This is a genomic window from Sutcliffiella sp. NC1, assembly GCF_027594365.1.
GTDB classification, from domain to species: Bacteria; Bacillota; Bacilli; order Bacillales; family Bacillaceae_I; genus Sutcliffiella; species Sutcliffiella cohnii.
Window position 1 is genome coordinate 1913860 of sequence record NZ_CP115153.1, and the last position, 11815, is coordinate 1925674.

9 protein-coding genes are annotated in these 11815 nt (G+C 34.3%); 6 read left to right on the forward strand and 3 right to left on the reverse strand.

What is annotated here, in order from left to right; genetic code table 11:
- The first annotated feature begins 195 nt into the window (after window positions 1-195).
- Genes O1A01_RS09715 through O1A01_RS09725 form a run of 3 tightly spaced genes read left to right on the forward strand, consistent with a single transcriptional unit; the run spans window position 196 to window position 6089 of the window.
- A complete protein-coding gene (locus O1A01_RS09715; protein WP_270066117.1) occupies window positions 196-2439 on the forward strand; it encodes an HI_0552 family protein in 2244 nt (747 codons plus the stop codon).
- On the forward strand, window positions 2408-4876 hold the full coding sequence (locus O1A01_RS09720) for a restriction endonuclease-like protein (RefSeq protein ID WP_333482931.1): 2469 nt from the start codon (window positions 2408-2410) through the stop codon (window positions 4874-4876). Before O1A01_RS09715 ends, O1A01_RS09720 begins: the two co-directional genes overlap by 32 nt.
- 40 nt (window positions 4877-4916) lie before the next feature.
- Window positions 4917-6089 (forward strand): PDDEXK family nuclease, encoded by a 1173-nt coding sequence (locus O1A01_RS09725; protein ID WP_270066118.1) that lies wholly within the window; start codon window positions 4917-4919, stop codon window positions 6087-6089.
- A gap of 46 nt (window positions 6090-6135) precedes the next feature.
- Here the strand turns inward: O1A01_RS09725 and dcm are convergent, their stop codons facing one another.
- Entirely contained in the window at window positions 6136-7383 is a 1248-nt protein-coding gene (dcm, locus tag O1A01_RS09730) for a DNA (cytosine-5-)-methyltransferase (protein WP_270066119.1), read from the reverse strand.
- Between the two features lie 160 nt (window positions 7384-7543).
- Between dcm and O1A01_RS09735 the strand changes: the two genes are divergently transcribed.
- On the forward strand, window positions 7544-8935 hold the full coding sequence (locus tag O1A01_RS09735) for a Sau3AI family type II restriction endonuclease (protein WP_270066120.1): 1392 nt from the start codon (window positions 7544-7546) through the stop codon (window positions 8933-8935).
- 35 nt (window positions 8936-8970) lie between these two features.
- Window positions 8971-9963, forward strand: a complete 993-nt coding sequence (locus O1A01_RS09740) for an HNH endonuclease (RefSeq protein WP_270066121.1) — start codon at window positions 8971-8973, stop codon at window positions 9961-9963.
- A gap of 88 nt (window positions 9964-10051) precedes the next feature.
- Here O1A01_RS09740 and O1A01_RS09745 read toward each other — a convergent pair whose 3' ends face one another.
- On the reverse strand, window positions 10052-10447 hold the full coding sequence (locus O1A01_RS09745) for a (deoxy)nucleoside triphosphate pyrophosphohydrolase (RefSeq protein WP_270066122.1): 396 nt from the start codon (window positions 10445-10447) through the stop codon (window positions 10052-10054).
- A 127-nt stretch (window positions 10448-10574) separates the two neighbouring features.
- On the opposite strand from O1A01_RS09745, the gene O1A01_RS09750 reads away from it, so the two are divergent.
- Window positions 10575-10901, forward strand: coding sequence for a nucleoside triphosphate pyrophosphohydrolase (locus tag O1A01_RS09750; protein ID WP_066411191.1), 327 nt, complete (start codon window positions 10575-10577; stop codon window positions 10899-10901).
- A gap of 466 nt (window positions 10902-11367) precedes the next feature.
- Here O1A01_RS09750 and O1A01_RS09755 read toward each other — a convergent pair whose 3' ends face one another.
- Window positions 11368-11721, reverse strand: coding sequence for a helix-turn-helix domain-containing protein (locus tag O1A01_RS09755; protein ID WP_270066123.1), 354 nt, complete (start codon window positions 11719-11721; stop codon window positions 11368-11370).
- Window positions 11722-11815 lie beyond the last annotated feature (94 nt).

The following is an 11815-nucleotide window of genomic DNA, read 5'->3' on the forward strand; positions in this document are numbered from 1 at the left end:
TGTTAACCTATCAGCTGGATACGGATTCGAACACACTGAAGAAGAGTATTTAAACGTAGAAGACTGCTACCGTGTAACACAATTACTGAAAGGTGTTGTTGTAACAGGATGATAACACATTAGCAAAATGTTAAATTGGGAAAGGGAGAAAGTATTGGTTTTCAATATAATTCAGAAAAGTGGGGGTAGAGATCTATGAAAATAAAAAAACATTCTTTTGATGTTTTTGATAGAGACAACTTCGTCTATCGTGTTGGTGACGACGGGTCCTCAAAGGTAAAAGAGGAATATATGTCAGCATGGAATGATTGGAAGGAAATTGTAAAAAGAGCTACCGAAGCATCTAATAGTGAGGATTTAGTCGTTGAGAATACCGAACACTGGCAAAATAGTGGGAACTTAAGAAGAAGATTTTGGTCTAGAATAAAGGATTCTGACTTGTTTCATTCTCCTTCTTGTATTGCCGCTATGATCAGTAAGGATAATGTAAGAACATATTTAGAATGGCATGGTTATAAAAATGAAAAATTAGTAGAAGAGAGAAGACAGCATAATAGCTGGTTGTCCTATATTACCGATTGGATTAACGAAATGAGTATCAATACCTCTGAATACAAAGTCTGGACGAATAAGGAAGAAGACGAGAACTTTGAAAATTATCCTTCTCTCGAAAGCTTTATATCTAATAGCAGTCTGAAAAAACAAACAGTAGACTATTTAAATAGTGATAATAAACATTGGGTCCGTATAGGTAAAGTGTACACAAAGGAAATGGTTTTAAATCACGAAGATTTTACAGCTGAAATGGGAAGGACTATATCTGACCTAGAATGGCTATATAAAAGGTCAACTGCTTCTAATACTGATAAACAGAAACCGAAGTACTGGCTTTTCAATGTTTATTATGCGAATGATCCGACTGTTTGGGAAAAATGTAGACAATTGGACGTAGTAGCAATGCAGTATGAGTATGGTAGAGAATCGAGCTCTTCTGTTACAAAGCATATAAATACAGTTAAACAAATAGAAATTGGAGATTATGTAGTAGCTTATACTGGAAATAAAGGGTTATTAGGCTACGGAAAAGTAACGAAAACGTATTTTGAGGAAGATAATCCCGAGAAATATATTCATGTTACAGGTGCACATTGGAAGCAGCGAGTGGGTGTAGATTGGGAGATAGCGCTTAGCACTCCTGTCTGGTATAAAGGCTCTACTTTTGTAGAGGATTTAGGATTAGAAAGCAATACTGTTATGGGGCATTCTACTATTTTTAATATTTCATTAAAAGGTTTTTCATTTGCAAAGAGGTTAATTAACGGGGAATCTAATGAAAATGAAGTGCTCCCTTCCGTATCCCAATCCGAGCTCCCAACCCACATCCACTCCTACATAAAATCAAAAGGTTTTAACTATTCCTTAGAAGACATAAAAAACTTATATTTATCAATTAAGACTAAGCCGTTTGTGATTTTATCTGGTATTTCAGGAACAGGTAAAACGAAAATTGTTCAGTGGTTGGCGGAAAGTGTAGGAGCGACGTCAAAGAATAAACAGTTTACGTTAATTCCAGTCCGTCCAGATTGGAATGATGGGTCGGATTTATTAGGTTATGTAGATATTAAGGGAGATTTTAAACCTGGTCATCTTACAAAAGTAATAGAAGAAGCTGAAAAACATCCGAACCTTCCGTATTTCGTATTACTAGACGAAATGAATCTAGCGAGAGTAGAACATTATTTTAGTGATATGTTAAGTGTGATGGAAAGCCGAAAGTGGAAAGACGGAAAAATGGTGACAACACCACTTCTAACAGAGGAAACGGCAAAAAGAAATATTACCTTGCCGTCCAATGTATACGTTTTAGGAACAGTTAATATGGACGAAACAACACATCCATTTAGTAAAAAAGTGTTAGATCGTGCGAATACGATTGAATTTAATACAGTTGAATTAGGAAATTTATCTTTCCTTGAGGACTTAGATGAAGTGGAGCCTATAAAGGCATCAAACAGTATCTTCCTTTCTGATTTTCTTCATTTAAAAGATGTTTATGTAGGGAATGAAGATTTCGTCCAAAAAGTTACAAATGAACTAGTGGAAATCAACTCTATTTTACAACCGACAAACTCGCATTTTGGTTACAGAGTGAGAGATGAAATTAGCTTTTATTTATATTACAACAAAATCAATGATTTCCTAACTTTTGAAGAAGCGTTTGACTTTTGTATTCTTCAGAAAATTCTACCTCGACTAAGTGGTAGTGACCAACGGACAGAGGAGATGCTTCAAAACTTGTATAAACATTTCACTGGAAGAGAATACACGAGCCTAGATGAAGAGGACATAAAAGAGGCTAAGTACCCGAAAAGTGCTAAGAAAGTGGTAGAAATGTTGAGGAGGTTACATGATGGCTTCACTTCCTTCTGGATCTCGTAATTCTACGAAATTATTGGTTGTGGAGACAGAGGAATTTACGCTTATTATAAAAGGAAGACCTTATCATTACCGGTACGAAGGGTTTAAGCAGTATAGGAAAATGAATGTACAGGAAAAGATGGACTTTTCGTGTATTGGAGATACGGTTACATCTGTACTTCTTTTTAATGTAGATCAGGAAGCGCTAACAGAAAATACAAATGTTAAACCAATCTTTTTTGAAAATGGTGTGTATGATGTCATTATTGCTCCAAAAAACAAGGACATTCCGCTACAGTTTTATCACGAATCACCTTTACTTCGAAGGGCTATTGTTAGAGAGGATTTACCAGGGACGTATATATTGGCAGGATCTCTAACGTTCCAAAATGAAATAGGATACTCTACCTTTGAAGTTCGAAGAGGGGATGACACGCTTCTCGAAGTAACATTAGAAGTTTTTCCGGAAAAGCTAGACTACCAAAACGATTATAAGCAGCTATTAGAAGAAGTGAACGATGAAATATACAATTTAGCGTATTACTTTATCAGAAAAACGTACCTGGGTGCAAACATTAAATTAGACGGGAACCCAAGTCGAGCAGAATTTTACCGTTTAATTTCAAAGCATTTCCAGCAGTTCATGCAGTCTATTAATAGAATTGAACGGCAGCCGCACCATAAGCTAGAGACAACTTACGTGAAGGCAAGAGGTGACGAGCTTAGTCAATTAGATTTCTTCACACGCAAATATTTACAAAGAAAAGGAAATTTTGTAGAAGTGAAAAATGGCATTCTTCTTCACGGGAAAAGGATGATGCCTCAACAAGGAATGAAGATGAAAAAAGAGCTAGTGTATGATACGCTTGAAAATCGTTTCATTAAATGGATGATGCAGCGTGTTTTAGATAAGCTTGTTGACTTAATAGGAGCAATTCGTCAACCATCCAGATGGAAAACGGATCCGGACTCTGAGTTAGTAGAAAAGCTTGAAGCTATGAAAAAAGAGCTAGAACGTAAACTGAAAAATATGTTCTGGCAGCAAATAGGTCGGTTAACACAATCAGTAATGAGGTTAGTCATTCAAATGGCCCCTGGATATCGTGATGCTTTTCAAATCTATTTACTAGTTACAAAAGGGTTAACACTGCAGTCTCGTTTTTACCAAATGTCGGTAAAGGATGTTGCTACTCTTTATGAATATTGGACGTATTTAAAGATTGGACAAATTCTAAGTAGAAAGTATACACAGCTTAGTCAAGATATCATTAGGGTTAATCGAAATGGCCTCTTTGTAAACTTAGATACGAGTCAAAAGGCGGAACGAACTTTTGAACATCCAGTAACGAAAGAGAAAATAACGTTAATGTATCAAAAGGTAGAGGCTGGATTACCAACGATTACGCAAAAGCCGGACACGATGTTAGCTATATCAAAAAAGGGAAAGGACTTTACTTATAACTATGTGTTTGATGCTAAATATCGGATTGATTATGCTCAAAAGGATAGCGGGTATTATTCGCGGTACAAAACACCTGGACCGTTAGAGGAAGATATAAATACAATGCATCGGTATCGAGATTCGTTAGTTTATATGAATAACGGCCCATATGAACGAACAGCTTTCGGTGCGTACATATTATTTCCTTGGGGAGACGAGGAAGCGTACAAGGAGCATCCGTTATATCGTAGTATTGATCAAGTTAATATCGGTGGTCTACCATTTCTTCCAAATGCAACAGATTTAGTGGAACAATTTATTGAACGGCTTATTGAAAAAAGCCCTGAAGAAATTCAAAAAGAAGGAATTCTTCCACGTGGGACGAAGGAAGAGTGGCAATCAAGCCTAGTCGAAAAGGTTCTTGTAGGTACTGTCTCAAGTAAAGAAGCTTATAAGGATTTTATTCAAAGAAGGTACTTTCGGATTTCTGCTAAACACGTTACAAAAGATTGGCAAGAAGCAAAGTATGTTGCGCTATATGTAACTGCTGAAGTTAACCCAACTGAAAATGGAATTGCTGATTATGGAAAAGTGGACCAGGTTTTAATAGACAATAACTATATTATCTTTCATATTAAAGGATGGAAACGGACAGAACAGCTTATTCGTCCAGTAAAATACGGAGTAGCCTCCAATATGATGACAACATTTACCCAGTTAAAAACTGCGAAAGAGCTTCCTGAATTATATATGAAGTCACAGCAAGAAACAATTTTGTGGAAGATACTAAGACGTGTATCAAATGAAGTAACAGTTAAAGTAAATCATAAAAATGTGGATCAAGCAGAGCGTGTAGAGGAGTTTTCTTTTAATAACATTGTTATAAAATTGAGGGAAGAAGGTTTTTTAACTGTAATAAAAAACGGTTTTGAAGAACGAAAAATCGATGTAGATACTTTATTAAAGAAGCCTTCCTTTGTTTTAAAAGAGGTTTTAGCTATTGTAAGAGACCAATAATAACTAACAAAAATTAAAGAATAGCTACTTGGGGGTAAAAATGGCTGGATATATTATGACTTTTGATACTTTAGATTCATTATTTGAGTCTGCAAAGAATGGAATATACTCGACCAAAATAACAATTCCTTCTAATCGACTTTGGCGTCCTACAGTTGAATCGACTGTAGCAGATTATGCAACGATGAAAGAAGGAGATAATATATATTTCTTCAAAAACAGAAAAATTTATGGAGTTGGTGAATTGACAAATATCAGAGAAGACTGTAAGTTTTTAAATTTCCCTGAAGCTAATTCACCAATACCAACAAAATATTCAACTGTTAAAAATGAGGTGCTTAACTCAAAAGGGGCTTGGAAAAGTGGGGAACAAGAGTTAAGGTGGCTTTGCACCTTTAAGCCATCCCCCTATTTTTTTAAAAAGCCGGTTGATATGGATGCTGTTCTAATGTCTAACCCGTCTGCTTTTAAGATGCTTAGAGCATTTGAGCGTTTGTCATTTATAAAAATTGACGACCACGAAAATCAAGCCTTGAAGGATATTATTTTCAAGGTTAATGAAGAGTCCATAATTAACAAAAATACTAATGCAACATTTGAAAACCTTACTTCAAAAATACATGATGATATTAAAGAAAAAATAGATAATGGTAAATACTCTTTTAGAGTAAAAGAATTTCTTGAAAACTCAGCTCGTGCAAATAACCTGTTTAGAAGGGAAACTACTTTAGAGTTGGCATTATTACACCAACTTTCTTCAAATGATAAAGAAACTAGTAACATTTTTGGTAAATGGGACTACATTTCGCACCAAGTTGTCGCCTCACCTTTTAAACCAATAATATGGATGGATAAAATGGATATTTTTGGTTATAGGTATATTGAAGGATATAAGCCAACAATTTCTAAATTTATGGCAATGGAGCTAAAGAAAGAGGATGCAGAAATAAAAGATGTTAATCAAGTGCTAAAATATGTGGATTGGATAAAAAGTGAATATTCATTTGGTGATTATTCAATGGTTTGTGCATTCTTAGTTGCAGCAAATTTTCCAGATGAGGTTGTTAAATACATAAAAGAAAATGGAAGTAGAAGATATACTACAAATTTACGAGACGATAGATTTTCTGAAGAGTGGAAGGATATAAAACTTGTTAAATATTTATACAATCCTAATCTTGAAAAGGTTGAGTTTGAAATAATTCCATATTAATATATAAAGCCCTCCTAGTTCTGCCTTAGGAGGGCACTACTTTTTATCAAAACCACGACATCTGCACTTCTCTATTATCAGCAGGGATTTCCTCTTCTTTCTCAATCTCAAGAATCCGATTACCCATTCTTTCAATAAGTCCTACAACCAATGCATTACCCATACAGAAATATCGCATCCGTTCCGACATTCCTTCTGTCCAGTTGTCTGGGAAGCCATTTAATCGTTCTGCTTCGACAGGAGTGATGATTCGGATTCGTCCTGTTTCAGGATCTTCCACTACGTGGCTACTTCTATTTACTGTGCCTTCACTAGTTAACATCGTACGTCCAGGTTTATCAATCGGCTCCGGGAAGGCCATTCCACCTTCGGAAAACGTATATTTATGTCCAGTTGAGGAAGTTCTTTCAATTTTCTTAGGGCCTTTTAAGTACTCAAACTTTTTAATAGCTTCTTCCCCTAAATAATACTTTTCGTCCACTCCGGTAAGGAGGATTTCCTTAAGTGTAGTCGGTTCTTCATATACTGGAATCACTTCTTCGGTATAAACATTACCGTTCCTCATAATACCAGCATTTAAATATTTCATAGAGAACTCATCAGATACTTCTAAAATATCTTCTGGTAGAGTGAAAGAGTGTGGTTTATGTTTTTCGTTATATCCGTCTTCAATAGGGAATGGTGTTGCAAAGAAGCCTTGTTCATGTATTAATGTTACATCATCTATTGCGCTTAGCTTGGAAACATAGGAAGTATCATTTAACACAGCGAAGATAAAAATACGTCGTCTTCTTTGAGCTTGTCCATAGTCAGCTGCATTAATGACGCGCCATTCGACTGTGTAATTTAGGTCACGTAAACTAGCAAGCATAACAGAAAAGTCACGTCCCCGTTGTTTCGATGGTGATTTTAGTAATCTATCAACATTTTCTAAAAGTACATATCTAGGGCGAGCTTCTTTTAAAATTCTAACGATTTCCCAAAATAGTACGCCTTTTTTTCCTTGAATGCCTTTTTCTCCAGATAGGCTACGAGCCACGGAATAGTCTTGGCAAGGAAAGCCACCTACAAGTAGGTTAGCGTTTAAGTTTACTAATTCCTTTTCATTTACTGTTGAAATATCCTCATTGGAATGTATACCAGTTTTAAATTGCCTAGAATAACATTCAAAAGCATCTTGCGCTTTTTTGGAAGGTTCCCATTGGTTTCCCCACACAACATCAAAACCTTTTGTTGCTTCTAAACCTAGACGAAACCCACCGACTCCGGCAAATAATTCTATTACTTTTATCATCTCGAACATCCTTTCGGTATAAAAGATACCTAATAATCATTATAATAAAAAGTAACAAAAAGATCAACTAATATTATTTACCTTTTTTATAAGTATGTAAGTAAATTATAACATATACAGAACGATCGTTCTATATTATTTTTAATCAAAGGGGATTATAATGATTTACGAAACAATGGAAGAATTGATGGAGAAGGCGAAAGAGGCGGAAGGTAGGACATTTGGGGAAATTGATAAACATGATAGATTACATAATAAAATGTCTAAAGGTGGATTAGGACAAGTAGTAGAGGAAAGTCTGTTTGAGTACACAGTCAATTCCGATGCCAAACCAGACTTTGAGAATTTAGGTGTCGAGTTAAAAGTAACTCCATTCAGGAAAAATAAGAATGGTACTTTGTCTGCAAAGGAAAGGTTAGTATTAAATATTATCAACTTTATGGAAGAAGTAAAATATGAATTTGAAACGTCGAGTTTTTGGCGGAAGAATCAAAAGTTACTATTAATGTTTTACGAATGGGTTCCTGAGGTTGATAGAAAAGATTATTCTATATTTAAAAGTGTACTATATACTTTTCCGGAAGCGGATCTTGAGATAATAAAACAAGACTGGGAATTAATCGTTGCCAAGATAAGGGAAGGAAAAGCGCATGAGTTATCTGAAGGTGATACCGTTTATTTAGGTGCTGCATCAAAAGGAAGTAATAAAAGTTCAGTAAGAGAACAGCCTTATAATGAAATTAAAGCTATGCAACGTGCTTTTTCCTTAAAACAATCATATATGACAGCTTTAGTGAGAAAATATATCAAAAATGAAGATTTAGTACAATTTGCGAATGCTGCTGAACTAAAACAAAAGTCGTTGCAGGATATTTTGCAGGATAAGTTTGCTCCGTTTATTGGAATGACAGATAAGGAAATGGCAGAGCATCATGGGATCCCTTATAATAAAAAATCCAAAAGCTTTGTCGCTACTGTTGTTAGTGCGCTTTTAGGTATTAAGGGAACAAAATTAGAAAAAATTGAAGAGTTTTCTAAAGCAAATATTCAATTTAAAACGGTTAGATTAGAACCAAACGGAATTCCCAAGGAATCTATGTCCTTTGAAAATATCGACTTTAATCAATGGACTTCTGAAACTTGGGAAGACAGCTATTTACGTAATCGTTTTTATGATACCAAATTTCTTTTCGTTGTTTTTCAATATAAGGAAACAAAAGCTGAAAACCCTAATAGAGAATTATTTTTTAAAGGAATCAAACTATGGAATATGCCTGAAGCAACAATAGAAACAGAAATTAAAGAGTTATGGGAAGAAGTAAATAAACTAATTAATGAAAATAAATTAAAGATTGAATATGTAAAGCATGGAGACAAATTAGTGGAGAAAAACAACTTTCCTAAATCAACCTTCAATGGTGTAACTCACCTTAGACCAAAAGGGAGAGATGGAAGCGACAAAGTAGATCTTCCAAACGGTAAACGCATTACAAAGCAGTGTTATTGGTTGAATAATACGTATGTTGCGGAGATAGTAAGAGATTTAACATAATTAAAGTGTATTCAGGAAGTAAAGAAGGTGCCGATTTGAGCCACAAACTAAAAATAGGAGAACTACAAGAACAATATTTAACAGACGAAGAAATCTGGCGTATTTTCACCGTTGTACTATCTAATAGGTCTGCTAAGTCATCTACCTATAAGTTCGCTTTAATAAAATCACTAATAGAAAATCTTTATCTAGTGAATGATGATTTTGAACTAACGTATGATCAAATTGCTTACTCCTTTACGAAGATATATTGGAACCTAGTTGTACAGCATGATTTGATACAGCATAACAATAACCCGAAAAAGAATGCCAGAGTAGCTACTTTGATGAAGGAATATCAGCAACAATACTCGATACCTTCTGAATTTATTTGGGACAAAATTGATACGAATATCCAAATTAAACTTGTTAGAAAAGTAAAATCTATAATGAAGGAAAATGTATTTGGAGCTCTGTACGGAGATACTAGAGGTAAATTTTATGCCTTTGATCATAGACAGGAATATTTTAAAATAAACCCTGCTGTACATGCGTTTATGTTGAATTACCAAAGGTTAATAGTAAATCTTACAAATTATCATATGGCTGCTATGATTGAAACGTTAAATGAGGTACCAAGTATTAACTACCTTCTAGGTAAGGTCGAAAGTATAGCAAGAAGATCCTCTTTAAGTTCATTTGAAAACATTTTATTAAATTACTTTGAAGCAAAATGTTTTTATTGTGAAAAACCGTTAACAGGAGCAAAACGGGAAACTCATGTTGATCATTTTATCCCTTGGTCGTTCGTCCAATCGGATAATATTTGGAATCTCGTTTTATCGTGTAACAGATGCAACATTTCCAAAAGTGATAAGCTGCCTGAAAAACAATATTTAGAGTTCATCATTGATAGAAATAATGTATTAACAGAAAAGAAGGAAGACAAAAATATTTCTTCATTAATGATAAATTACAGGCCAAAGAAAATAATCATGCTTTATGATTATTCTATAAGAAACGGTTATGATACTATTTGGATTCCGTAGTTTTTAATATATATTAAAAACTAACTATGTTTTATGTTTTAGAGGTAACTTATCAAATCTAGGATAAATGGTGAGGTGAACACACCATTTATCTTCCTTTTACCAATAATTCCACTGCCGGTGTGTCAGCTGGAGTCCAAACTAAAGAAGGTAAGTTTTCTTTCTTAAACCATACAAGTATAGAGTGTTCGGCTGGAATGGGTGTCCCTGCCACAATTTTTGCTTTAATAGTAATCAAATGAATAATAAAAGCTTCATATTCATGCGTGTGTTCATTATGTACGTCATGAGTTTCAATTTTACAATGAAGCTCTTCTTGGATTTCTCTTTTTAGAGCAGAATGAATATCCTCATTCTTTTCGACTTTACCACCAGGGAACTCCCAATAGTTTGGTAAGGACATTTCAGGGGACCTTAAAGCACATAGTACTTCACCTTGCTCATTTTCAATGATTGCTGCAACTACTTTTATTTTCTTTTTCATACAAAACTCCTCTACCTAAAAATGTTATTATTAATCTTAACATTATTTTATAAAACGATAAATTGGATTCACTTCGCTATAGTTTCGACTATAATTAACTAATACATTTAATATAGGAGTGCTAATAATGCCTACATACAACAAACTAGTCCGAGATAAAATCCCTGCCATCATTGAACAGTCAGGTAAAAAATATACAACTAGCATTCTTTCCGATGAAGAATACATAACCGAACTAAAGAAGAAAAGTCTCGAAGAGCTTGAAGAATATATGAACACGGAGAATAATGAGGATGCTTTAGAGGAACTAGCTGATATTCTAGAAATCATCCATGCTCTAGCAGGTTATCATGGGTCTTCTATCGACGAAGTGGAACGAATTCGAAAAGAAAAAGCATCTAAGCGCGGAGGATTCCAAAAGAAGATTTTTTTAGTTCGGGTAGAAGATAACTAAAGTAAAATTAATAGAAAGAAAAAGGACCACAACTGGTCCTTTTTATCTAAAAAATCCATTTAAGAAGGTTTATATTTATATAAAATGAAAGAGGAAAAAATGCAAAAATTTTAATGAACAATTTTAAAATAATAAACTTTTATGTTAAAGCCTTCGAATCAACCAATATATCCTATTTCTAACTGCTACAAACTATTAAACTCACTCAACCTTATTTCTTCTTCTAAAAATAGATCAAGAACACATTGATAGAAAACCTTTTCGGTCTCTTCCTTCGTTTCGCCTTCTATGATTTTAACGTTACTCTCTCCTATGCCTATCAAAACAATTTCCAGCAACTCTTCTAGTGAAGTATCTGTATGAACCTTTTTTCCGTTTTTAATATATACTCCCAAAATTCATGTATTTTTTCTTCAGAAAAATAAAACTTACCAAACGCTAAAATTTTTTTCGGAATAGTATCAAGCTAAGATAATCCAGCTTCGTCATCCTCCTTTGAGATAGCAGTGTAATTAAAATCTGGTTGAATGACAAGTAAATTCCGTGACTGTGCACCATTTTCTTTATATGTTGGAACTCTTTTAATGACATTCAATTCAATAAGTTGATTGAGAGCTCGTCCTACTTGTCTTTCTGAAATTTTTGCTTCTGTAGCAATTTTCTCTACCGTACAGTGGCATACACCGTAAACTTCTCCAGCATTTCTCCAAATACACTTTAAAACCTTTTCCGTACTTGGTAAAAACGTGTACTTATGTTTGTATAAGTACCCCCTTACCGTTTGATCCAACTCTGTAATGGATGGGAATGTTTGAAACATCTTTACTGTTTCTTCGTTATCAATTAATATGTTTAATCCCTCCTTTCTTAATGTGCCTTCACTATCTATATAAAGCGGAGGACAAAAAAAGTAG

Excerpts from the sequence above, each read along its gene's own strand:
- O1A01_RS09715 (WP_270066117.1), top strand. The coding sequence starts at position 196 with ATGAAAATAAAAAAACATTCTTTTGATGTTTTTGATAGAGACAACTTC.
- O1A01_RS09720 (WP_333482931.1), top strand. The coding sequence starts at position 2,408 with ATGATGGCTTCACTTCCTTCTGGATCTCGTAATTCTACGAAATTATTG.
- O1A01_RS09725 (WP_270066118.1), top strand. The coding sequence starts at position 4,917 with ATGGCTGGATATATTATGACTTTTGATACTTTAGATTCATTATTTGAG.
- dcm (WP_270066119.1), bottom strand. The coding sequence starts at position 7,383 with ATGATAAAAGTAATAGAATTATTTGCCGGAGTCGGTGGGTTTCGTCTA.
- O1A01_RS09735 (WP_270066120.1), top strand. The coding sequence starts at position 7,544 with ATGATTTACGAAACAATGGAAGAATTGATGGAGAAGGCGAAAGAGGCG.
- O1A01_RS09745 (WP_270066122.1), bottom strand. The coding sequence starts at position 10,447 with ATGAAAAAGAAAATAAAAGTAGTTGCAGCAATCATTGAAAATGAGCAA.
- O1A01_RS09750 (WP_066411191.1), top strand. The coding sequence starts at position 10,575 with ATGCCTACATACAACAAACTAGTCCGAGATAAAATCCCTGCCATCATT.
- O1A01_RS09755 (WP_270066123.1), bottom strand. The coding sequence starts at position 11,721 with ATGTTTCAAACATTCCCATCCATTACAGAGTTGGATCAAACGGTAAGG.